The sequence below is a fragment of the Streptomyces sp. NPDC008001 genome (genome assembly GCF_042958085.1).
Lineage (GTDB): Bacteria > Actinomycetota > Actinomycetes > Streptomycetales > Streptomycetaceae > Streptomyces.
On sequence record NZ_JBIBIZ010000002.1, the window covers coordinates 158,449 to 180,345 of the forward strand.

The following is a 21,897-nucleotide window of genomic DNA, read 5'->3' on the forward strand; positions in this document are numbered from 1 at the left end:
TCGCCCCTGCCCGTCCCCGGCCCCGTAGCCGTACTCGCCATCCCCGTAGCCGTACCCGTCCCCGCGTGCCCGGCGGCCGCCCTCACGCATCGCCGAGCCCCTCCAGCGCATGCTGCCGCAGCACCGCCGTCATGGCGTCGAGCGTGGCCGCGAAGTCGGTGTCCAGCTCGTGGAGGTACGCGTTCTCCCTGAGCACGGCGCACGACGGCGCTTCGGTGAGCGTGATGCTGAGGGTCAGCGTGAGGTTGCCGTGCTCGTCCTCGCCCATCTGGTTGGTGATCACCGCGATGTCGGACGAGTCGGCGTGCCGGAAGGTGATGCGGCCGGCCGCCGCGTCCGGGGTGACGCGCTGGACGAGCTGCCGCGACCCGCGCCTGGCCTCGCGCAGGAAACCGTCCTCGTAACGCTCCAGGACCCGGCACTCGGAGATCGCCGGAACGTAGCCGACGGGATGCTCCGCCTTGTGCAGCAGGACCCGCCAGAGGCGTTCCCGCGTGGTGCACGGGGCGGCACCGGCGTCATCGACCTTGCGGGTCCACGAAAGCGTGATCATGCGTTCTCCTGCGAGCGGCGAAACGACAGAAAGAACCGGAAGGCACTCGAAGTCTTCGCCGCATTCCGCAGGCCGGTCAAAGCCCCTTCCCTTACTGCGTCAGGTGCCGCCCCTCACCCGTTGCCGGGCCCCGCGCCGCGTCCCCTTTTCACCTGACGAAGTGCGGTGCATATGCCCCCGTCGGCGCCCGACTCCCCTGATGCTGAGGTCAGTTGATACGGCGCAGACGCAGTCGCTGATGCAGAAACAGGAGAGACGCGATGTCCAAGCGATTCGCAGGCAAGGTTGTCCTGGTCACCGGGGGCGGAGAGGGCATCGGCCGCGCTGCCGCCTTTGCATTCGCACGTGAGGGGGCCGATGTCGTGGTCGCCGGCCGCCACCCGGAAATGCTGCACGACACGGTGGAGGAGATCAAGGCACTGGGCGGCAGCGCCAGTTGCGGGGTCGCCGACGTGACCCGGCACGGCGAGAACGGCACGGCGTCCGACGCCGAAGCCATCGTGGCCGCCGTCGTCGAACGGCACGGCCGTATCGACGTCGCTTTCAACAACGTCACCGAACTCGGCCCCCACCAGCCCGTCGCGGAAATCTGCGAAAGCGTGTGGGGCGAGACGCTGGCCGCCAATCTGACCGGCGTCTGGCTGTCGATGAAGCATGAAATCGCCTTCATGGAGCGCAACGGCGGCGGCGTGATCGTGAATACGGCCAGCAACATCGGCAGCCAGGGCATGCTGCCGGGGCTCGGCGCGTACGCCGCGTCGAAGGCGGCGGTGAGCACGCTCACCCAGACCGCCGCGCGCGAATACATCGGCAAGGGCATCCGGATCAATGCGATCAGCCCCTGCCCGCTGGGCCGCGGCGCGAAGGTGGAGGAGATCGCGGACACCGTGCTGTGGCTGGCCTCCGACGAGGCGTCCTACGTCGTCGGCCACGACCTGGTCCTGGACCGCAAGACCGCCGTCTGAGCCGCCGGCCGGGAACCCGAAGCACCCCACGACCCCCTACGACCCTCACAAACCCCGCGAACCCCGTGCGAGAGGACTGCGAGAGACGACATGGCCAACATCCTTATCGCCGGGGGCGGGATCGGCGGCCTGGCGGCCGCCCTGTCCGTCGCCCGGCAGGGTCACCGGGCGACCGTGCTGGAGCGCAGCGACGTCTTCGGCGAGGTCGGGGCCGGCATCCAGCTCGGACCGAACGCCTTCCGCGCCCTCGACGGCCTCGGCGTGGGCACCGCGGTCCGCGCGCGGGCCGTGCTGATCGACGAGCTGCAGTTCATGGACGGAACGACGGGCGAGCGGATCGCCCGCATGCCCCTGACCGGCGCCTACCGGGAGCGCTTCGGCAATCCGTACGCCGTCGTGCACCGGGGCGACCTCTACCAGGCGCTGCTCGACGCGTGCCGTGCCCACCCCGCCGTCACTCTCCTCGGCGGTCAGTTCGTGGTGCGCTACGAGCAGGACGCCGCCGGGGTCACGGTCGTCACGTGCACCGGCCGCACCTTCCGCGGTGACGTGCTGGTCGGCGCGGACGGCATCCGCTCGGCCGTGCGCCGCCAGCTCGTCGGCGACGGCGACCCCCGCGTGTCGGGCCACACCATCTACCGGTCGGTGATCCCCATGGATCAGGTGCCGGAGGAGCTGCGCTGGAACAGCGTCACCCTGTGGGCCGGGCCCAAGTGGCACTTCGTGCACTACCCCATCGCGGGCGGCAAGTGCCTGAACCTGGCGGCCACCCGCGACGACGCGGCGTCCGAGGCGGTGGCGGGGCTGCCGGTGCCCGCCGAGGCCGTGGTCGGCGAGTTCCCCGAGCTGGGGCACGCCGCGCGGCGGCTGCTGGAGCTGGGCCGGGGCTGGCGGGCGTGGGTGCTGTGCGACCGCGACCCGGTGGCGGACTGGACGGACGGCCGGGTGACGCTGCTGGGCGATGCCGCGCACCCCATGCTGCAGTACGCGGCGCAGGGCGCCTGCATGGCGCTGGAGGACGCGGTGCTGCTGGGCGAGCTGCTGCGGGGCGCGGAGCCGGACGAGCCGGCCCTGGGGCGGCGGCTGGAGAAGTACAACGCGGGGCGCTGCGAACGCACGGCGCGGACGCAGCTGGTGGCGCGCGAGATGGGCAAGCAGCTGTACCACCCGGCGGGGGACGCGGCCCGCGCCCGCAACCGGATGCTGTGCTCCCTGACGACGGACGAGCTGTACGACAAGGTGGCCTGGCTGCACGCGGGCGCGCACTGACCGGCAGCGGACGGGCACGAACACAGGACCGTAATCACCTGCACGCACGGACGCCCCCGGAAGACCGGGGGCGTCCGTGGTGTGGGGGCCTGACCGTCAGTGCCCGCGGTGCCAGTCGTCGTGGTCGCCGTGGCCGCCGCGGTGGTCGTCGTCGTCGCGGTCGTGGTGACCGAAGCCGCCGTGGTGGTGACCGCGGTGGTGGTGGTGCTCCTCGCGGTCGTTCCAGGAGCCGTTGCCCGAGATGATCGGGATCTCGTCCAGGATGTGCGACAGCGGGTCGTCCCCGTCGCTGATCGTGGAGTTCTCCGTGCAGGACTGCTGCTGCTGCGAGGAGAGGATCGGGATGTCCTGGAGACCGATGTTGAGCAGGCCGATCAGCGACTGCGCGCCCAGCTTGCCGATGCCGATGCAGGGCTTGTTCAGCGAGCCGTTGATGAGGCCCATCTGCGGGCTCATGTAGCCGCCCGTCCAGGTGTTTCCGTACATCTGGCCCGCACCGTTGGCGTTCGCGACGTCCTGGCCATTGCCGACGGCCATCGCGGGGGTCGCCGACACGCCGGCCGCGGAAGCGACGAGTGCGGTCGTGGCCACTACTTTCTTGATCACGCTTGGTTCCTCGTTCTGGCTCGACGATTACGGGATCTCTGAGCTCTCTGCCTAACTCGGGAATTTGCCCGAGGTTATTACCGGGTGCGGCCCTTCACTCGTTCGGCCGCGCGCCCGCCCGGCTCACGGAAAAACACCGGGACGGGGAAAACCCCCTGCCGCGGGGCCCGCACACCCGCCGCAGGGGGAATTCCGTCCGACTACCGCGATGGTCAGTGACCGCCGAAGCCCTGGTGGCCGTGGCCGCCCTCGGTCTTGTTGCCGGAGCCGTTGCCCGAGATGATCGGGATCTCCGAGAGGATGTGCGACAGCGGGTCGTCCCCGTCGCTGATCGTCGAGTTGTCGGTGCACTGCTGCTGCTGCTGCGACGTGAGGATCGGGATGTCCTGGATGCCGATGTTGATGAGCGCCAGCACGGACTGGATACCGATCTTGCCGATGCCGATGCACGGCTTGTTCAGCGTGCCCTGGATCAGGCTCATCTGCGGGCTTTCAATGCCGCCGGTCTTGGTGTTGCCGTAACCGGTCTTCGCGGCGTTGCCGTTCGCGACGTCCTGGTCGTTTCCGATGGCCATCGCCGGGCCGGCCATGGTGCCGACCGCGGACGCCGTCAGGGCTGCCGTGGCAATTACCTTATTGAGCACGTCCTAAGCCTTTCGATCGTGTAGCGCCCCCACTGGGAAAGCGTTCTGAATAACTCCGGCCCTATACAGAGGTTCCGGCGTTTCACTCATTCGAGCCAGTAAGAAGGCCGCAGGTAGGACTGGCCGATAAATACAAATGGGCGCGCATTCGATAGTGCGCTGATATGGCAGTGATATCAGCGGCCTCAATGCGAGCGCAGGATGCGGAGCCGCGGGGCCAGGGGGCGTGGAGTGCGGCACAGGGGGCGCGGAACGCGTACAGGCGGTGCGCGGGCCGGGTGTTCACGCGGGCCATGTCCCGTACCTCTGTGGCCACTTGGCCACCGGAGACCATTCCGACCACGACAATGTATGTATTGCGTGTCGGTGATGTCGCGGTCGGTCGCTGCGAGCCCGCCGGGGCGCGTTTCTGCGGCATGATCTCCACTCCCCTGGCATGTGCGGCGGCGGCCCGGCACGTCCACTTGCTTGCGAGCGCGGCCAGTTGGGATCGGTCCGGAAGGCGGGCCGTGGGCCGGCCGGGCGTCGGGCGGGACCGGCCAGGGGGCGACAGGTTCACGACAACGGCAGGAGAGAACCATGGGCAGCACCCCTCAGGCGCGCAGGAGCGACACCCGGGAGCGCATCCAGAAAACGGCCCTGGACCTCTTCGTCTCACATGGCTACGAGAAGACGTCGCTACGGGAGATCGCCGAGGCGCTCGGCGTCACGAAGGCGGCGCTGTACTACCACTTCAAGACGAAGGAGGACATCCTCAGCGCGATCTCACGCGACCTGGGGAGGCCGGTCGACGAACTCATCGCGTGGGCGGAGGAACAACCGCCGACGCCGGAGACGAAGCGGGAACTGTTGCGGCGGTACAGCGCCGCGCTGGCCTCGGCCATGCCGGTCTACCGCATCCTGCAGGAGAACCAGGCGACGCTGCGGGACCTGGCGGTCGGCCGGGAGCTGAGGGACCGGGTGACCGCGATCTCGCGGCTGATGCACGCGGGTGACCTGGAGTCCGGCTGCCGCATGCGGGTCACGAGTGCGGTGCTCACCGTGCACTTCGGAGCGTTCACGCTCGACGGGGCGTTCACGCCCGACGAGGAGGCCGGCACCGCGGAGCAGCGGCGCGAGGCGCTGCTGGGCGTGGCCCTGGACACGCTCTCGGGAGCGTACTCCCCGGCCCCGACCCCGGCCCTGGCACCGGACCACGCCTGACACCGACCCGGCGGAGGGGGCCGCCGACCCGGCGGAGGGGGCCGCCGTGACGGCGGGGGACCGCCGTGACGGCGGGGGGCCGCCGTGACGGCGGGGGGCCGCCGTGACGGCGGGGCTGCCGCACCGGCGGGGCCCGGGCCGTACGGCGCCCCCTTCGCCGCCGACGTGCGCCGCCGACGTGCCCCGCCCGCCTACGCCGCCCCCACCGGTTCCAGCGCGGCGAGCGCCAGCGCCCGGGCCCCCCGCCCCGGAGCCATGTCGAGGCGGGCCAGGACGGCGGGGACGGCGACCGAGGGCATGAGGTGTTCGTAGAGCACGATCGCGCGGCGTTCGAGGTCCGCGCGGTCGGAGACCGACTGCGACAGGGCGTTGATTCCCCCGAACGCCCCCACGATCAGCTCCGCCACCTCCGACGGCACGACGTCCGGTAACACTTCCCCCCGCTCCTTGCCCTCCGCCAGCAGCCGCGTGTGGATCTCGGTCCAGCCGGCGAAGGGCCCGCTCCGGTGGATCCGGTGCGGGAGCGCGGGGGAGCCGTGCTCCATCGTCAGCCGCACGCTGCCCCGCAGCACCGGATCGACGAGCAGCTGGTGCGCGAAGACCATGCCGAGGTCGACGAGCCGCTGCATCCGGCACCCCCCGGGAAGGTCCAGGAGCGCGGACGTCGCCTCCGTCTGGGCGTCGACGACGGCGAGGGCGAGGTCCTCTTTCGAGGGGAAGTGGAAGTAGAGCGCCCCCTTGGTGACCTCCGCCCGTGCCAGGATCTCGTTGATGGTGGCCGCGTCATAGCCCCGTTCGTCGAACACCACCGCGGCCGCTTCCAGGATGTTCTGTCGAGTCCTGATCGCACGGTCCTGCTTGGCCACGGTACGCCTCCGGTTCGATGGGGCCCGCGCACCGCGTCCGCACGGTGGGGGCTGGGCATCCAGCGGCCGCAGCCGGTACCGGGCGCGCCCGCGGCGTCGAGCGTATGCAGCACAACCGCGTCAAGGGAGGAGAGCGAACAAGCCAACGTGTATCTATGGGATATCTATGGGAGCGATGAGTCTCACCGGAACCGGCTTCTTCGCCGCGCTGGCCGCGGCGACGGCGTGCGCCGTACTGGCCACGCTCCTCCTCTGGTCGAGGATCCCCGGCCCAGCCCCCGCCCGCTGGCTGGCGCGCGTCGTGCTGATCGGCCTCTGCCAGGTGACGGCCATCTGCGTGGTGGCGGCGTGGATCAACACGAGTTACGGCCTCTACGCCTCCTGGGACGACCTGCTGGGCCGCACCGGCGGCAGCGGCCCCGTCGCGATGCCGGGCCCGCCGCCCGACCGCGCCCGTTTCCTGCGCGGTGACGCGGGGATGCAGCAGACGTACGTCCGCGGCCCGCGCTCGGCGCTGTCGGGCCAGGTGATGGTGTGGACGCCGCCCGAGTACGACGAGCCGCGCTTCCGCCGGACCCCGTTCCCCGTGGTGATGCTGCTGCACGGCATCCCCGGCTCACCGCAGTCCTGGCTGGACCAGGGCCACATGCCGGCGGACTTCTCGAAGCTGCTCCGGACGGGCACGACGCACCCGTTCATCCTGGCGGTGCCGGTCATCAACCCCGGCGGGATGGACACGGACTGCTCCGACATCCCGGGCCACAAGATCGCCACCTGGCTCTCCACGGACGTCCCGGACGTCATCCGGCAGCACTTCCGGACGGGGAAGGGCCCCCGCTCGTGGGGTCTGCTGGGCATCTCGACCGGTGGCTACTGCGCGGCCAAGCTGCCCCTGCAGCACCCCGGCGTCTTCGGGGCGGGCGCGGCCCTCGACCCCGACCCGCTCAACGGCGCGCAGGGTGCCCTGACCGACCCCGTCCTGCGGGAGCACAACAGCCCGACGTGGCTGGTGGCCCACACGAAGCCGACGCAGACCGACGTCGGGCTGTTCCTGGCCACGTCGCGGCAGGACCGCTCCAGCCCGCCCTCCCTCATCGAGCAGTTCGAGCAGGCCGCGGCGGGCAGCGGCGTCCGGCTGCGGACGATGCTGGCGCCGGCAGGCGGCCACAACTACAACACCTGGATCTCGATGTATCCGGCGGCGTTCTCGTGGCTCAGCGAGGAGCTGACGGGACCGGGAGCGGGCCAGGGGCAAGGGCAGGCCCCGGGAGGACGGGAGCAACGGCAGGAAGTCGCGCCGCCGGGGCCGGGAGCGGGACCGGGACCGGGACCAGGGCCGGACGAGGACGTCCCGCCGCCGGCAGCCGATCGGCAGCCTTGAGCTTCAGCTGCTGCGGGAGGCTTGAGCTTCAGCAGCGCGGCAGCCTTGAGCTCTCAGCTGTTGCGCCGGCCTCGACCTTCAGTTGTTGACGTCCTGCGGGAACGTCAGCTGCTTGCTCATCCACTCCAGCGTCGGCCCGATCTCCCGCCGCCACGTCGTGAAGTTGTGGCTCCCCGACGGCAGGATGATCTTCGCCGCGGTCATCGGCTCCTTGACGGCCTTGAGGAACTTCTCCGTCTCCTTGAAGTTCTTCTCGCCCTCCTTGCTGCTGGTGACGAGGACCGAGACGCGCGGCGCGGGCAGGTTCTTCAGCCGCCAGATCAGATCGTGCTCCCGCTTGTTCTTCTCGCCCTCGTCGCCCTCGCCGAAGAGGTTCCCCGTGGTCAGATCATTCTTGATCTTGTAGTCGGCGGAGAGCGCACCGGCCACCGGGTACGTGCCGGGCTGCCGCATCGCGAGTTCGAGCGCGCAGGTGCCGCCCGAGGAGTAGCCCATGACGCCCCAGGCGCTGGCCTCGTGGCCGACCCGGTAGGCGCTCTTGAGGGCCTCGGGCACGTCCTTGGTGAAGTAGGTCTCCGACTGCGGTCCGCCGGGCACGTCCACGCACTCGGTGTCGCGCGGCGCGGCTATCGTCGGCCGCAGCATCACGATCACCGTCGGCTGCATCCGGTGCTCGCCGATGAGGTCGCTGGCCGTCCGCGGCATCTTCAGGAAGTGGGAGAGGTTGGTGATCCCGCCGGGGTAGCCGCTGATGGCGATGACCACGGGAAAGCGCTGCCGCTTGTACTGCTCCTGGAAGTACTGCGGCGGGAGGTAGACGAACGCCGGTTCGGTGACCCCCGCCCGGCGGGCGACGAGCCGCACCGACTCCAGCGTGCCGACCTTCTCCTTCGGCCCCTGCGGGATGTCGGACTTGTCGAGGCCGTCCGTGCCGGTGCTCCGTATGAGCCCGCCCTTGCCCGCGTCGACCGGTGCGGCGTTCGCGGCGCCGCTCTCGGTGACCTGGGTGACCTCGCCCGGCGACCGGTCGTACTTGCCGATCAGCTCGCCCCAGGTGCCGTAGAAGCTGTTGGCCGAGTTCACCGCCAGCAGCACCGAGGACATGATCGTGAGCTGGGTGACGAGGATCGCGCCGAGCCGCCCGAACAGGGGGAGCACGCCGCGCCCGGAGAGCCGCGGCCAGAGCCAGACAGTGAGACCGACACACACCACGGCGACGAACACCACCGTGTACAAGAGCGACCTGCTGGTCAGGCCCATGCGCCTCTCAACTCCCTGCCCCCGTGGTGGGTACTCATGTTCGGCAAAGCGATACTCACCGATGAAGAGGCCGGAATGGGCGGACAGGGTTGCCCTGGACCGATTTCTTACCCTGCTCTTGGCCTGCCCGTGTCCTGCCGGCCCCCTGCCGTTCCCGCCCCGGAAACACGGCCGCCCGGGCGGACGGGTGGGTACGGGTCCCACTGGGCAAGAAGGGCGCATGGGTGACGTCTTCCTTCGCAGGCTGAGCCGCTGGCAGGCCGACCAGTACCGCGACCAGCTCGCGGATCTGCACGTCACGGCGTACGCGGAACCACGCGTGGAACCACGGGTGGAATCAGGCACAGGACCGGGCACGGGGCCGGGATCGGGCACGGAGCTGCGCGGGGAGCCTCCCGTGGAGCCCTTCCACAGCCGCAGCCGCTTCCGGGAGCGGCTGGCCGAGCACTCCGCACGGCCGGGCTTCGACCTGGTGGTCGCGGACGCCGGCGGGCCGGTGGGCTGCGCGTACGGCTATCCGCTGCCGCGCGACAGCGCCCGGTGGCACGGCTTCGCCGGGCCCGTCCCCGGCCCGCTGGAGGAGCTGACCGCCGCCGGCCGGGTCTTCGCCGTCGCCGAGCTGGTGGTCGCGCCCCGCCACCGCCGCCAGGGCATCGGGCGGCGGCTGCACGACCGGCTGCTGTCCGGCAGCGGTGCGGCGCTCGCGGCGCTGGTCCTCTCCCCCGCGGACGCGCACGCCCCGGCGGCGGAGGCGGCCCGCCGGTCCTGGGGCTGGCAGCCGGCCGGCCGGTTGCGGCTGCCGGCGGCGGGGGACCTCGGGGACGCGCTGGAGGTGTACGTACGGCCGTTGCAGCGCTGAGCGCCGACCGGTCGCGGGAGCCGCCCCGGATGGCGCGAAAACGCCGGGACTGACGCGGCGTGAAGTCCCTTGGCCCCAAGTGGGCGTAGGGCCCGTCCCCCGTGCGTGGGGCGGGCAGGAGTGCCGCGCGAGGGTCTGAGCATGCGGGGAATAGGGGGGCGGCTAGCCTTACGTCACCGTCCCCCAAGGGGATGTATACCCGCAAGACGGACATTTCATAGCTCCCGAGACACGTGAAGGACTACTCCACATGGGCATTCGGAGTCTGCTGCGGAACGCGTTCGGCCGGTCCAGGACAGCGACGGCCGAGCGAGACGAAGCGAGCCCCCTCCGGGAGAGCGCGCCGCCGTCCGTGCCCGCGCCCTCACAGGAGCCGGACCCGGAGCCGCGCGCCGAACCGCGTCCCGAACCGGTCGTCGCCCGCCCCCGCACCTCGGCGGAGGAGACGGCGGCGGAGCCCGTACGCGCACCGGTGCCGCCGCAGCAGGGCGGCAGCACGGCTCGCGTGGCGGATCCGCTCGCCACTCCGGCGACCGCGCCGGCCGCCGGAGTGACGACGGCCGAACCGGTCGCCGGCCGGCCGGTCGTGGACGATCCGGCGCTCGACGCGCCCGGCAGCGGCCGCATCCCCGACCCCGGGCCGCTGGAGCCGACGGTTCCGCCGCGGCCGGGGCCGACCCCGGGCCCGCGCCCCGGCCCCGGGCCCGTCCCGCCGGAGCCGAGCCCGGAGCCCGAGCCGGAACCCACCCCCATGCCGAAGCCCCACCCGGTCCCGGAGCCGGAGCCCGTCCCGCCGGTCGAGCCCGAGCCGGTGCCCGAGCCCGCCCCGGGCCCGGACCCGGTCCGCAAGCCGGAGCCCGCGCCGGGACCGTCGCCGGAGCCGGCCCCGGCCATGCCCCCGCGCGACACGGCAGGGGCCGCGGACGCCACGACGGCAGAGGCCACGGCCACGGCCACGACGGCAGAGGTCACGGACACGGCCACGGCACCCGCCATCAGCCTGGAGAAGGTGTCAAAGCGCGCCCCGGGTCTGGTCAGCCTCTACAAGGAGGCCGGCGCCTCCCTGGAGAAGCAGGGCCTCACGGGGCAGCGCGCGGCCGTCTACCTCGTCCTCGACCGCTCCGGCTCCATGCGCGAGTTCTACAAGAACGGCACGGTCCAGCACCTCGCCGAGCAGGCCCTCGGCCTGTCCGCCCACCTGGACGACGACGGCACGGTGCCGGTCGTCTTCTTCTCGACGGACGTCGACGGCGTGGCCGAGGTCGGCCTCGGCAACTACGAGGGCCGCATCGAGGAACTCCACTCCTCCATGGGCCACATGGGCCGCACCAATTACCACTGGGCGATGGCGGCGGTGATCGAGCACTACGAGAAGTCCGGCTCGACCGCCCCCGCGTTCGTCATCTTCCAGACGGACGGCGGCCCGTACAGCAAGCCGGCCGCGGAGCGGGCCCTCTGCGAGAGCTCCCGCCTGCCGATCTTCTGGCAGTTCGTCGCCTTCGGCGATCCGGAGGGCAAGGGCTTCGACTTCCTCCGGAAGCTGGACGACCTGCCGGTCCCGGAGAAGCGCGTCGTGGACAACGCGGGCTTCTTCCACGCCGGCCGCGACCCGAAGTCCCTCACGGACGCCCAGCTCTACGCGGAGCTGATGGTGGAGTTCCCGGAGTGGCTGAAGGAGGCCCGGGCGGCGGGCATCGTCGAGGGCTGAGCCGGCACGGCTGAGCCGGCACGACCACGGCGACACAGCCTCTCTGCGACGGGCGGGCCGGATTCCGGCCCGCCCGGCTGCGTTTCCCCGCCCTCGCCCTCTCCCCCGCCCGTTCCCCCTCACCCCGGTGCGGGGATCTCCACCGTCACCCGCAGCCCCCCGCCCCGGTTGGGCGTGGCGCTCGCGCGGCCGCCGTGGGCGCGGGCGATGGACTGGACGATCGACAGGCCCAGGCCCGTGCCGCCGGAGAGGCGCTCCTTGCCCCCGCCGCGCCGGAAGGGCTCGAACAGGGCCGGGATGTCGGCCGCCGCCACCACCGGGCCCGAGTTGCTGACCACCAGCCGGCCCGGTTCGACGACCACCTCCACGTCCCCGCCCCGGTGGTTGTACTCGACCGCGTTCCGCAGCAGGTTCCCGGCCAGCTGCCCGAGCAGGACGCGGTTGCCCCGCAGCGGCGCGCGCTCGCTGCGCACGGAGAGCCGTACGCCGGCCCGTTCGGCGCGGCGGGCGACGGCCGCGGTCTCCTCCGAGACGATCTCGGCCAGGTCGAGGGGGTCGCGGCGCTCCAGACCGCGGTCGCTGCGGGCGAGCAGGAGGAGGCCGTCGATGAGGCGTTCGGAGCGGCGGTTGGCCTCCAGGAGGGTCGTCCGCACGCGGGCCAGCTCCTCGGGGGACGGGTCCCCGTCCAGCCCCACCTGGATCGCCGTGCGCTGCACCGCGAGCGGCGTCCGCAGCTCGTGCGAGGCGTTGGAGATGAACCGCCGCTGGCTCTCGAACGCGCCCTGCACGGGGCGCAGGCAGCGGCCCGCCGTCCACCACCCCACGCCGACCGCCAGCAGCGCCGTCACGAGCAGCGCCACGGCCGACCACATGACCATCTCCTGGGAGGCGGCCGCGCTGACGTCGCCGGAGATCCGGTAGGCCGTCCACGCGCTCACCTCCTCCCCGGGCCGGACGAGCTCGACGGGCACGGCGTTCCGGGCGATCGTCGTGGCCCGTTCCTGCGTGCCGGCGCGCGACAGCAGGTTCACGGTGAGCAGGAGGCCCGCGCCGAGCACGAGGAAGATCCCGCCGAACGCGGCGGCGATGCGCGTACGGGCCGTGAGGAACGGCCGCCTCACGGACTTCACAGGGCGTATCCCACGCCCTGCACGGTACGGATGAGCGCCGGCTCCCCGAGCTTGCCGCGCAGTTTGCTCATCGCCACGCGCACGGCGCCGGTGAAGGGGTCGGCGTGCGCGTCCCACGCGCGCTCCAGGAGCTCCTCCGCGCTGACGACCGCCCCGTCCGCCTCCAGCAGCAGCTGCAGGATGGCGAACTCCTTGGGCGACAGGTCGAGGGCCCGCCCGTCCCGGTCGGCCGTCCGCCGCACCGTGTCGAGCCGCAGGCCCGCCTTCTCCAGCAGGGGCGGCGCGGGCCGCGCGCTGCGCCGCCGCAGCGCCCGCACCCGCGAGATCAGCTCGGGGAACTCGAACGGCTTGGGCAGGTAGTCGTCCGCGCCGAGGTCCAGGCCGGCCACCCGGTCCTCCATCGACCCGGCGGCGGTGAGCATCAGGATGCGGGTGCGGGAGCCGTCCGCGACGAGGTGCCGGGCGACGTCGTCGCCGTGCACGCGCGGCAGGTCGCGGTCGAGGACGACGACGTCGTAGTCGTGGAGGGAGAGGTAGGCGATGGCCGCGTCGCCGCTGTAGACGGTGTCCACGGCGAACCCGGCCCTGCGCAGGCCCGTGGCGACCAGTTCGGCCAGTATCTCTTCGTCCTCGGCGACCAGTACCCGCATGTCCTCGTCCGTTTCCTCCGGCGGCAGCGCATCCCTTCCCAGGATGCGGTCTACAGGAGGACATGTTTCGCAAACCTCTCCATGGCGGCCTCTTCACCTCGGATTCGCCTCGGACGAGCGCGCCGCCCGCGCCCCTGCCGATGCCTCCGCGCGCCCCTGGACCGCGGTTACGGTCCGCCGATCGAACAACTACGCTTGGTAATCAAGCAATCACTCTTCGGATACACGGATACAACGGATACAGGAGCTCTCTCATGGCCGTTCCCGGCGAGGACACCCGCCCCGTCGACAGCGCGCCACCCGCAGCGGACGGGGAGGGCGAGGTGAGGACGTCCCACGCGGGCACGTTCGCCTCCCTGCAGGACGCCGTCGACTTCGTCACCCTCCCGCCGGGCGAGGGCAGCGGCGAAGCCGGCTTCTCCTACCGGGCGGACGGCCAGGTCGACGTCGTCTACTTCCACTGAGCTCGGTGAGTTCCAGTGAGCTCCGCGAGCTCCGCTGATGGCTTCCTTGAGAGGGAGGGGAACCGGGTGGCGGGAGGGGCAGCCCCCGCCACCCGGTCACAACTCCGCAGGTCAGCCCCACAGCCCCAGCAGGAACGGGTAAGCGTCGAGGATCTTCCCCGGCCCGGGTGGCAGCGGCCGTCCGGCGTGCCCGGCACCGCCGCCCTCACCGGGCGGCATGGCGGTGCGGCACGACCCGTCTTCGTAAGTGCCGCGGGCTCAGCACCGGTTCCCGCCTTCGGTGCCCGGACGGGTGAACCCTCCGCAGGGCCGGGGGCGGGGCCACGGCCCGTCGGGCAGCATGCCCCGCATGAACGCCGGTCGGAACGGTCCCCCTCTGGTCAGGTGCCCGCGCTGCCGCAGCGCCATGTGGTGGGACGTGACCTACCCCTACAAGGCGGGCTGGTACTGCTCGTCCTGCAGCTACCCGCCGGACCGGAAGCGCAGCGCGCACGCCGCGCCGCCCAGGTGCCCGGAAGGATGTGCCAGTGCGGTGATCCAGACGGGGGACGACGGGAGCCGGACGTTCGTCTGCCACCGGAAATAGGTTCGCCCCTCGCCGGAACCCGTCACCGGAAAGGGGTCGGTGCCGCTCCTTCCCGCGACCGATCAGGCCGGTCTTCCCGGGGCATGAATAGGGCGTGAGCAAAGAGATTCCCCCGCCTCTCCCTCTCAGCTACGCCGTCGACACCCGTACCAACCGCCTCGGCCAGGTCGTCGACCTCCGCACCGGCCGCGTCCAGCTGCGCCCGCCCGAGGGCGGGGTGGAATGGGACTGCCCTCCCGAGCACACCCGCCCCGCGTCCGAAGCCGAAGCGCTCCGCGCCCGCGTGGCGCGGCTCAATGCGGTGAGCAGGTGGGGCCTGTGACTCCGCCGCCCCCGCGGAGCCCGCGCTCCGTCTACCGCTACGGCACCTGGACCCTCACCCCCGACCGCGAGCCCGACGCCGAGCCCGTCACGTACGCGATGCAGTGCGCCGTGTGCGAGGAGTGCTCCGCCGTCGCCGAGGACGCGAGCGAAGTCCAGTCGTGGACCTTCCGGCACGCCGGCCGCCACCCCTCCCACCACACCTACCGGGAGGTGATCACCAGGCCCTGGCGCGCGTGGATGGCCGACCCCCTGGTCTAGCCCGGCCGGTCCGGCCGGCGAGCACGGGTGCCCCCGCGCGGCCGCGAAATCGCCGCGCGGTCACCCCCTGCTGCTCGGATACGCTAAAGGCCTCCATATACACCCGCGACCAGGGAGCAGCCGGAAATGGCTCGACACCTCATCACCAGCGCCCTTCCGTACATCAACGGGATCAAGCACCTGGGCAACATGGTGGGGTCCATGCTCCCGGCGGACGTGTACGCCCGGTACCTCCGCCAGACCGGTCGCGAGACGCTGTACATCTGCGCCACCGACGAGCACGGGACCCCGGCCGAGCTGGGCGCCAAGGAGCTCGGCCTGCCCGTGGACGAGTTCTGCGCCCGGCAGCACGACGCCCAGAAGGCGATCTACGAGGGCTTCGGGCTCTCCTTCGACTACTTCGGCCGCAGCTCCTCCCCGGAGAACCGGGAGATCACCCAGCACTTCGCGCGGCAGCTGCAGAAGAACGGGTTCATCGAGGAGCGCGCGATCCGCCAGGTGTTCTCCCTGGCCGACGACCGCTTCCTGCCCGACCGCTACATCGTCGGCACCTGCCCGCACTGCGGCTACGACAAGGCCCGCGGCGACCAGTGCGAGAACTGCACCCGCGTCCTCGACCCGACCGACCTGATCGACGCCCGCTCGGCGATCAGCGGCAGCAGCGAGCTGGAGGTCCGCGAGACCAAGCACCTCTTCCTGCTGCAGTCGAAGCTGCAGGGCGAGGTCGAGGCGTGGATCGACGAGCACGGCAAGGACTGGCCGGTCCTGGCGTCCTCGATCGCCCGCAAGTGGCTGACCGAGGGGCTCAACGACCGGGCGATCACCCGTGACCTGGACTGGGGCGTGCCCGTCCCGGAGGACACGTGGCCGGAGCTGGCGGCCGAGGGCAAGGTCTTCTACGTCTGGTTCGACGCCCCGATCGAGTACATCGGCGCGACGAAGGAGTGGGCGGCCCAGGACCCGGAGAACCGGGACTGGAAGTCCTGGTGGTACGAGGCGACGGACGTCCGCTACACCCAGTTCATGGGCAAGGACAACGTCCCGTTCCACACGGTGATGTTCCCGGCCACCCAGCTCGGCGTCCGCGAGCCGTGGAAGAAGGTCGACTACGTCAAGGCCTTCAACTGGCTGAACTACTACGGCGGCAAGTTCTCCACCTCCCAGAAGCGCGGCGTGTTCACGCACGACGCCCTGGAGCTGCTGCCCGCCGACTACTGGCGCTACTTCATGATGGCGAACGCCCCCGAGTCGGACGACACGTCGTTCACCTGGGAGCTGTTCTCGGCCACCGTGAACAAGGACCTCGCCGACGTCCTCGGCAACTTCGTCAACCGCGTCCTGTCCTTCTCGAAGAAGCGCTTCGGCGAGGAGGTCCCGGCCGGTGCCGAGGCGGGCGAGGCCGAGTCGAACCTCGGCCGCGAGGTCGCCCAGCTGCTCCAGGAGTACGAGGAGCACATGGAGGCCATGCAGTTCCGCAAGGCCGCCCAGGCCCTGCGCGCCCTGTGGAGCGCGGGCAACTCCTACCTGGAGACCAAGGCCCCCTGGCTGGAGATCAAGACCGACCCGGAGGCCGCGGCGCTGACCCTGCGCACGGCGATGAACCTGATCCACCTCTACGCGGTGGTCTCGGAGCCCTTCATCCCGGCGTCGGCGGCGGCCATGCGCTCCGCGTTCGCCCTGGCCGGCGACACCAAGACGTGGATCACGGCGGACGAGGCCCGCTCCCTGTCCTTCCTCCCGCCCGGCACGGCCTTCACCGTCCCGCCGGTGCTCTTCGCGAAGATCACCGAGGACGACCTGGCGGCGTACCGCGAGCGCTTCGGCGGCGGCGAGGAGCCGGCGGCCTGACCTCCCGCAGCACAGCGCAGAGGGCCCGGAACCGGCGAGGTTCCGGGCCCTCGTGCATGCCCGTTGAGCGATCGGTAATCGTCCGTTGAGACCGGCCGTCCAGGCTGGGGAGCCAGACGCGCGGGGGAAGCCGGGAAGACGAGGAAGAGCAGTGTTCAAGAAGCCGATCACCATCAGCGTGCACGCCACCGACGAGCTGGCGCGGGCGCGCTTCGTCCGCGAGGTCCGGGCGCTGCTGCCCGAGGTGCGGGTGGTCCGGCGGGCCGGGGAAGGGGCGGGAGCCGCGGCCGGGGAGGACGTCGGCTTCGTCCTCATGGGCGCCCGCGACCCCGCCGCGGCGGCCACGGTGCGGCGGCTGACCCGCGCCGGCGAGGTGCCGGTGGTGCTGGTCGCCGACGAGCTCGGGGAGAGCGAGCTGATGGCCGTCGCGGAGTACGGCGTGCGGTCCGTGCTGTGGCGGCCGGCGATCACGCGGCGGCAGTTGTCGCGCGCCGTGCACACCGCGGCGGGATGCTGCCCGAAGCTGCCCATGGTGACCGCGCTCATGTGACACTGCGGGCATGGTGACGACGGAGCGGTCCATCCCACCCCTGACGGCCGATGAACGCACCACACTGGAGAGTTGGCTGGACTTCCAGCGCGCCACCCTCGCGCGCAAGGTCGACGGCCTGACCGACGAACAGGCACGGCAGCCGGCGGCACCCCCGTCCACGCTGAGCCTGCTGGGACTCGTGCAGCACATGGGCGAAGTGGAGCGGCAGTGGTTCCGCCGGGTGCTCCAGCAGGAGGCGGCACCGCCCCTGTACGGTCCCGGGGCGGGCAGCGAGGCGAGAACCGCCGAGGAGCTCGGCGAGGCCGACGCGGGCCTCGCGGTCGCGCCGGACGCGCGGCTGGTGGAGGCGGTGGCCGTGTGGCAGGAGGAGGTCGCGCGGGCCCGGGACGCGTACGCGCCGCTGTCACTGGACGCGGTGGGCACGGTGCAGGGGGAAGAGGTCTCGCTGCGGTGGATCTTCCTCCACATGATCGAGGAGTACGCGCGGCACAACGGCCATGCGGATCTGCTGCGCGAGCGGACGGACGGGGCGACGGGGTACTGACGGTTCCGGTGCGGCCGGGCGCGCGCAGGAGTGCCCTGAGGGCGTGTCCTCGAACGCCGCCGGGCGGGCCGGAGAACCGGCCCGCCCGGCGTTCGTGCGACAGGTGCTACTTGACGACCGGCTTGCGGATCGACAGGTGGAGCTCCTTCAGGCGGGCCTCGTCGACCTCGCTCGGGGCGCCCATCAGCAGGTCCTGCGCGTTGCCGTTGAGCGGGAAGGCGATCGTCTCGCGGATGTTCGGCTCGTCGGCCAGCAGCATGACGATGCGGTCGACGCCCGGGGCGATGCCGCCGTGCGGCGGGGCGCCGAACTTGAAGGCGCGCAGCATGCCGCCGAACTCGCGCTCCACGTCCTCGTTCGAGTAACCGGCGATCTCGAAGGCGCGGTACATGACCTCGGGCTCGTGGTTGCGGATGGCGCCGGAGGACAGCTCGGTGCCGTTGCAGACGATGTCGTACTGCCAGGCGAGGATGTCCAGCGGGTCCATCGTGTTCAGCGCCTCCAGGCCGCCCTGCGGCATGGAGAAGGGGTTGTGCGAGAACTCGATCTGACCGGTGTCCTCGTTCTTCTCGAACATCGGGAAGTCGACGATCCAGCAGAACCGGAAGACGTTCTCCTCGAACTGGCCGGCGCGCTTGGCGGCCTCGACGCGCACGGCGCCCATGATCTTGGAGACCTCGTCGAACTCGCCCGCGCCGAAGAAGACGGCGTGGCCGGGCTCCAGGCCGAGGCGCTCGGCGAGGGCCTTGACGTTCTCCTCGGTGAGGAACTTGGCGATCGGGCCGGTCAGGGCGTTGCCCTCGCCGACGCGGACCCAGGCCAGGCCCTTCGCGCCCTGCTCGACCGCGTACTCGCCGAGGCCGTCGAAGAACTTGCGGGGCTGGTCGCCGGTGGCCGGGACGGCCAGCGCACGGACGTGCTTGCCGGCGAAGGCCTTGAACTCCGAGCCCTCGAAGACGTCGGAGACGTCGACGAGCTCCAGCTTGGCGCGCAGGTCCGGCTTGTCGGAGCCGTACTTGAGCATGGCCTCGCGGAAGGGGATCCGCGGGAAGGGGGAGGTGACGTGGCGGCCGTTGCCGAACTCCTCGAAGAGGTCGGTCATGACCTTCTCGATGACCTGGAAGACGTCCTCCTGCTCGACGAAGGACATCTCCACGTCGAGCTGGTAGAACTCGCCCGGCGAACGGTCGGCGCGGGCGTCCTCGTCGCGGAAGCAGGGCGCGATCTGGAAGTAGCGGTCGAAGCCGGCGATCATCAGCAGCTGCTTGAACTGCTGCGGGGCCTGCGGCAGGGCGTAGAACTTGCCGGCGTGCAGACGGGACGGCACCAGGAAGTCGCGCGCGCCCTCGGGGGAGGTGGCGGACAGGATCGGGGTCGCCATCTCGTTGAAGCCGAGGTTGGTCATCTTCTCGCGGATGGAGGCGATGACGGCGGAGCGCAGCATGATGTTGCTGTGCATGCGCTCGCGGCGGAGGTCGAGGAAGCGGTACTCGAGGCGGCGCTCCTCGTTCACCCCGTCCTCGGCGTTGATGGTGAAGGGCAGCGGCTCGGCGGCGCCCAGCACCTCGACGGCGGAGACCTCGACCTCGATCTCGCCGGTGGGGAGCTCGGGGTTGACGTTGTCGGCACCGCGGCTGACGACCTTGCCGTCGATGCGGACGACGGTCTCCTTGGTGAGGTGGCTCAGGGCCTCGTTGGCGGCGGTGCCGGGGCGGGCCACGAGCTGCACCAGGCCGTGGTGGTCACGCAGGTCGATGAAGAGGATGCCGCCCAGGTCACGCCGATTGTGCAGCCAGCCGCTCAGTCGCACGTCGGTGTCGACGTCAGCCGCACGGAGCTCGCCGCAGGTGTGGGACCGGTACCGATGCATCGTTCATCCAAGTCGTGATCGAGGGCGTGGGCTAGCGTGCATACGGCGCGGGCCGTACGGCACGGGGCTAGCGTGCATACAACACGGGAGCAAGCGTACTGCGCGCTTGTGAAGATCCGCCCACCGTACCTTCGGTGGTACCCCCTGCGCAGACCTGCATAAAGTAGGGCAATGCGCACCGAGGACGTACTGGCCGCCACCGCGACCGGCCTGTGGCACTGGGACAACGCCACGCGCATCGCCACCTTCGACGCCGAGGCCGCCCGGCTGCTGGGCCTCCCCGCCACCCGTACGGAGCTGACCGAGTCCGCCACGAGAGCGCGCTTCCACGCCGTCGACTGGGTCGAGATCCAGGGCGTCATCAGCCTCGCCGTCACGGAGGGCACGCTCACCGAAGCGCGGCTGCGCGTGGTGGACGACAAGGGCAGGGTGCTGCGGACGGTGCGCAGCCGGATGCGGCCGCAGCCGCGCCCCACGCCCGGGGGGCGGATCGACTACGTCCTGGTCGGCACGGTGCAGGAGGTGCCGGAGCCGCAGCCGGGCACGTCGGCGGCGCGCAGCACGACCGTCACGGGCGACTGGCGCCGTAATAGAGAAGCGTTTCTGCTGGATGCGGGGCGGGCGCTGGCGGAGGCCCGGTCGACGGCCGAGGTGCTGCGGGTGGCGGCCGGCCTGTCGATGCCGGGCTTCGAGCCGTCGGGGCTCGCGGTCTTCAGCTCGGAGGGCAACCGGGTCCGCGTCATCGGGCACCACGGCTACGCGCCGGGCGACGCCGAGCCGTTCCTGGACCTGCCCATGGACGCGGCCTACCCGGCGGCCGAGGTCATCCGCACCGGCCGGGGCATCTACCTGCCCTCGCCCGAGGACTACGCGCGCCGCTTCCCGCAGGCCTGGCAGGACGTCGCGCACTTCGGGCGGCAGTCGTGGGCGTTCCTGCCGCTGATCAACGCGGGCCAGGTCATCGGGGCGTGGATGGCCGGGTTCAGCGTGCCGGTGTCCTTCACCCCGGACGAGCGGTCCGTGCTCACCACGGTCGCCCGGATGCTGGCGCAGGCGCTGGGCCGGGCGAGCGTGCACGAGTCCGAGCGGGAGCTGACCGTCGGCCTGCAGCGCTCCATGATGCCGACGCTGCAGCAGGACATCCCCGGGATGGCCGTCGCCGCGCGCTACGTGCCGACCGGCGGCGGACTGGAGGTCGGCGGCGACTGGTACGACATGATCCCGCTGCCCCTCGGCAGGATCGCGCTGGTCATCGGCGACGTGCAGGGCCACGACGTACGGGCCGCCGGGCTCATGGGCCAGCTGCGGATCGCCCTGCGCGCGTACGCCTCCGAGGGGCACCACCCGGACGCCGTGCTCTCCCGTGCCTCCCACTTCCTCGCCGGCATCAACGCGAGCGAGACCGAGGGCGACGAGGCGGAGCCGCGCTTCGCGACCTGTCTGTACATCGAGGTCGACCCGGAGAGCGGGCGGCTCGACATCGCGCGGGCCGGGCACCCCAACCCGGCGATCCGGCTCAGCGACGGCACCATGCTCGTCCGCAGCACCGCGGGCGGGCTGCCGCTCGGGATCGACCCCGACACGGACTACCCGACCACGCGGCTGGTCCTCGAACCCGGCGAGACGATGATCGTCTGCACGGACGGGCTGATCGAGACGGGCGGCCACGACCTGGACAGCGGCTGGAACCGGCTGCGCCAGGTGATCGAGGGGCAGCCGCTGGACCTGAACGCCCCGGGTCCGGACGGCAGCGACCTCGAAGCGCTCGCCGACGCCCTCGTCCGGGCCGTCCACGGGCCCTCCTCCCACTACACGACCGGGCCGCTCGTGGACCGGCGCGAGGACGACATCGCCGTCCTCCTCCTCGCCCGCGAGGACGGCATGACGGGGGCCGCGCCGGCCGCCGTCCCGCACCCGGCCCGGCGCACGGTCCTCACCATCGCCCAGGCCGAGCCGGAACGGATCGCCGAGGCGCGGCAGCAGGTGCGGGCCCTGATGCACGACTGGCCCGACGCGGACCAGGTCGACTCGGCCGTGCTGATGGTCTCGGAGATGGTCACCAACGTCCTCGTCCACACGGACGGGGACGCGGTGCTGATCGCCCGGATCAGCGGCGAGCCGGGGGAGCGGCGGGTCCGCGTCGACGTCTCCGACGGCAGCGACGAACTCCCGCACCGGCGGCACCCCGGCGAGATGGCCTCCTCGGGCCGCGGCCTGGTGCTGATGGAGCTCCTGGCCGGGGCGTGGGGGGTGGACCCGCGGGGCGAGGGCAAGAACATCTGGTTCGAGCTGTACGAGAAGGACGGGGCGGCGGTGGCGTCCATGGCGGTGCGCTAGGCACCGCCATGGACGCCAC

At 71.6% G+C, this 21,897-nt stretch carries 21 protein-coding genes; 13 read left to right on the forward strand and 8 right to left on the reverse strand.

Annotated elements, in window-relative coordinates:
- Positions 1–82 precede the first annotated feature (82 nt).
- On the reverse strand, positions 83–553 hold the full coding sequence (locus ACFZCD_RS05685) for an AtaL-like protein (RefSeq protein ID WP_391828226.1): 471 nt from the start codon (positions 551–553) through the stop codon (positions 83–85).
- A 260-nt stretch (positions 554–813) separates the two neighbouring features.
- Between ACFZCD_RS05685 and ACFZCD_RS05690 the strand changes: the two genes are divergently transcribed.
- Both ACFZCD_RS05690 and ACFZCD_RS05695 read left to right on the forward strand, forming a co-directional pair.
- Complete coding sequence (locus tag ACFZCD_RS05690) at positions 814–1,518, forward strand: SDR family NAD(P)-dependent oxidoreductase (RefSeq protein WP_391828228.1); 705 nt, start codon at positions 814–816, stop codon at positions 1,516–1,518.
- Between the two features lie 90 nt (positions 1,519–1,608).
- Complete coding sequence (locus ACFZCD_RS05695) at positions 1,609–2,787, forward strand: 3-hydroxybenzoate 6-monooxygenase (RefSeq protein ID WP_391828230.1); 1,179 nt, start codon at positions 1,609–1,611, stop codon at positions 2,785–2,787.
- 96 nt (positions 2,788–2,883) lie between these two features.
- Here ACFZCD_RS05695 and ACFZCD_RS05700 read toward each other — a convergent pair whose 3' ends face one another.
- Both ACFZCD_RS05700 and ACFZCD_RS05705 read right to left on the reverse strand, forming a co-directional pair.
- The gene (locus tag ACFZCD_RS05700; protein WP_391828232.1) at positions 2,884–3,393 is read right to left on the reverse strand and encodes a rodlin; all 510 of its coding nucleotides are present in this window, start codon (positions 3,391–3,393) and stop codon (positions 2,884–2,886) included.
- A gap of 212 nt (positions 3,394–3,605) precedes the next feature.
- Positions 3,606–4,037, reverse strand: a complete 432-nt coding sequence (locus ACFZCD_RS05705; RefSeq protein ID WP_391828234.1) for a rodlin — start codon at positions 4,035–4,037, stop codon at positions 3,606–3,608.
- Between the two features lie 579 nt (positions 4,038–4,616).
- On the opposite strand from ACFZCD_RS05705, the gene ACFZCD_RS05710 reads away from it, so the two are divergent.
- Positions 4,617–5,240 (forward strand): TetR/AcrR family transcriptional regulator, encoded by a 624-nt coding sequence (locus ACFZCD_RS05710; protein ID WP_391828236.1) that lies wholly within the window; start codon positions 4,617–4,619, stop codon positions 5,238–5,240.
- Positions 5,241–5,431: 191 nt separating this feature from the next.
- Here the strand turns inward: ACFZCD_RS05710 and ACFZCD_RS05715 are convergent, their stop codons facing one another.
- Entirely contained in the window at positions 5,432–6,106 is a 675-nt protein-coding gene (locus tag ACFZCD_RS05715) for a ScbR family autoregulator-binding transcription factor (protein WP_391828238.1), read from the reverse strand.
- A 175-nt stretch (positions 6,107–6,281) separates the two neighbouring features.
- On the opposite strand from ACFZCD_RS05715, the gene ACFZCD_RS05720 reads away from it, so the two are divergent.
- A complete protein-coding gene (locus ACFZCD_RS05720; RefSeq protein WP_391828240.1) occupies positions 6,282–7,487 on the forward strand; it encodes an alpha/beta hydrolase in 1,206 nt (401 codons plus the stop codon).
- Positions 7,488–7,565: 78 nt separating this feature from the next.
- On the opposite strand, the gene ACFZCD_RS05725 is transcribed toward ACFZCD_RS05720, so the two are convergent.
- Positions 7,566–8,747 carry an alpha/beta hydrolase gene (locus ACFZCD_RS05725; protein ID WP_391828242.1) on the reverse strand — a complete coding sequence of 394 codons (1,182 nt, stop codon included), beginning with the start codon at positions 8,745–8,747 and terminating at the stop codon, positions 7,566–7,568.
- Positions 8,748–8,967: 220 nt separating this feature from the next.
- Here ACFZCD_RS05725 and ACFZCD_RS05730 point away from each other — a divergent pair, with 220 nt between their 5' ends.
- Both ACFZCD_RS05730 and ACFZCD_RS05735 read left to right on the forward strand, forming a co-directional pair.
- Positions 8,968–9,606 (forward strand): GNAT family N-acetyltransferase, encoded by a 639-nt coding sequence (locus tag ACFZCD_RS05730; protein ID WP_391828244.1) that lies wholly within the window; start codon positions 8,968–8,970, stop codon positions 9,604–9,606.
- A gap of 250 nt (positions 9,607–9,856) precedes the next feature.
- The gene (locus ACFZCD_RS05735) at positions 9,857–11,314 is read left to right on the forward strand and encodes a VWA domain-containing protein (RefSeq protein WP_391828246.1); all 1,458 of its coding nucleotides are present in this window, start codon (positions 9,857–9,859) and stop codon (positions 11,312–11,314) included.
- A 119-nt stretch (positions 11,315–11,433) separates the two neighbouring features.
- Here ACFZCD_RS05735 and ACFZCD_RS05740 read toward each other — a convergent pair whose 3' ends face one another.
- The gene (locus ACFZCD_RS05740) at positions 11,434–12,444 is read right to left on the reverse strand and encodes a sensor histidine kinase (protein ID WP_391828248.1); all 1,011 of its coding nucleotides are present in this window, start codon (positions 12,442–12,444) and stop codon (positions 11,434–11,436) included.
- A complete protein-coding gene (locus ACFZCD_RS05745) occupies positions 12,441–13,094 on the reverse strand; it encodes a response regulator transcription factor (protein ID WP_391828250.1) in 654 nt (217 codons plus the stop codon). Before ACFZCD_RS05745 ends, ACFZCD_RS05740 begins: the two co-directional genes overlap by 4 nt.
- A gap of 254 nt (positions 13,095–13,348) precedes the next feature.
- Here ACFZCD_RS05745 and ACFZCD_RS05750 point away from each other — a divergent pair, with 254 nt between their 5' ends.
- From ACFZCD_RS05750 to ACFZCD_RS05775, 6 genes are all read left to right on the forward strand, one after another.
- Complete coding sequence (locus ACFZCD_RS05750) at positions 13,349–13,558, forward strand: hypothetical protein (protein WP_391828252.1); 210 nt, start codon at positions 13,349–13,351, stop codon at positions 13,556–13,558.
- Between the two features lie 680 nt (positions 13,559–14,238).
- Positions 14,239–14,466: a hypothetical protein gene (locus ACFZCD_RS05755; protein ID WP_391828254.1), complete on the forward strand. Its 228-nt coding sequence runs from the start codon at positions 14,239–14,241 to the stop codon at positions 14,464–14,466.
- Entirely contained in the window at positions 14,463–14,726 is a 264-nt protein-coding gene (locus ACFZCD_RS05760; protein ID WP_391828256.1) for a hypothetical protein, read from the forward strand. The genes ACFZCD_RS05755 and ACFZCD_RS05760 overlap by 4 nt, the downstream gene beginning before the upstream one ends.
- Before the next feature lie 126 nt (positions 14,727–14,852).
- Positions 14,853–16,574 (forward strand): methionine--tRNA ligase, encoded by a 1,722-nt coding sequence (gene metG / locus ACFZCD_RS05765; RefSeq protein WP_391828258.1) that lies wholly within the window; start codon positions 14,853–14,855, stop codon positions 16,572–16,574.
- A 151-nt stretch (positions 16,575–16,725) separates the two neighbouring features.
- On the forward strand, positions 16,726–17,124 hold the full coding sequence (locus tag ACFZCD_RS05770) for a DNA-binding response regulator (RefSeq protein ID WP_391828260.1): 399 nt from the start codon (positions 16,726–16,728) through the stop codon (positions 17,122–17,124).
- Positions 17,125–17,134: 10 nt separating this feature from the next.
- Positions 17,135–17,671: a DinB family protein gene (locus ACFZCD_RS05775; RefSeq protein WP_391828262.1), complete on the forward strand. Its 537-nt coding sequence runs from the start codon at positions 17,135–17,137 to the stop codon at positions 17,669–17,671.
- Positions 17,672–17,777: 106 nt separating this feature from the next.
- Here the strand turns inward: ACFZCD_RS05775 and aspS are convergent, their stop codons facing one another.
- Positions 17,778–19,541 carry an aspartate--tRNA ligase gene (aspS, locus tag ACFZCD_RS05780; RefSeq protein WP_391828264.1) on the reverse strand — a complete coding sequence of 588 codons (1,764 nt, stop codon included), beginning with the start codon at positions 19,539–19,541 and terminating at the stop codon, positions 17,778–17,780.
- A 171-nt stretch (positions 19,542–19,712) separates the two neighbouring features.
- Between aspS and ACFZCD_RS05785 the strand changes: the two genes are divergently transcribed.
- The gene (locus ACFZCD_RS05785; protein ID WP_391828266.1) at positions 19,713–21,878 is read left to right on the forward strand and encodes a SpoIIE family protein phosphatase; all 2,166 of its coding nucleotides are present in this window, start codon (positions 19,713–19,715) and stop codon (positions 21,876–21,878) included.
- Positions 21,879–21,897: the final 19 nt, after the last annotated feature.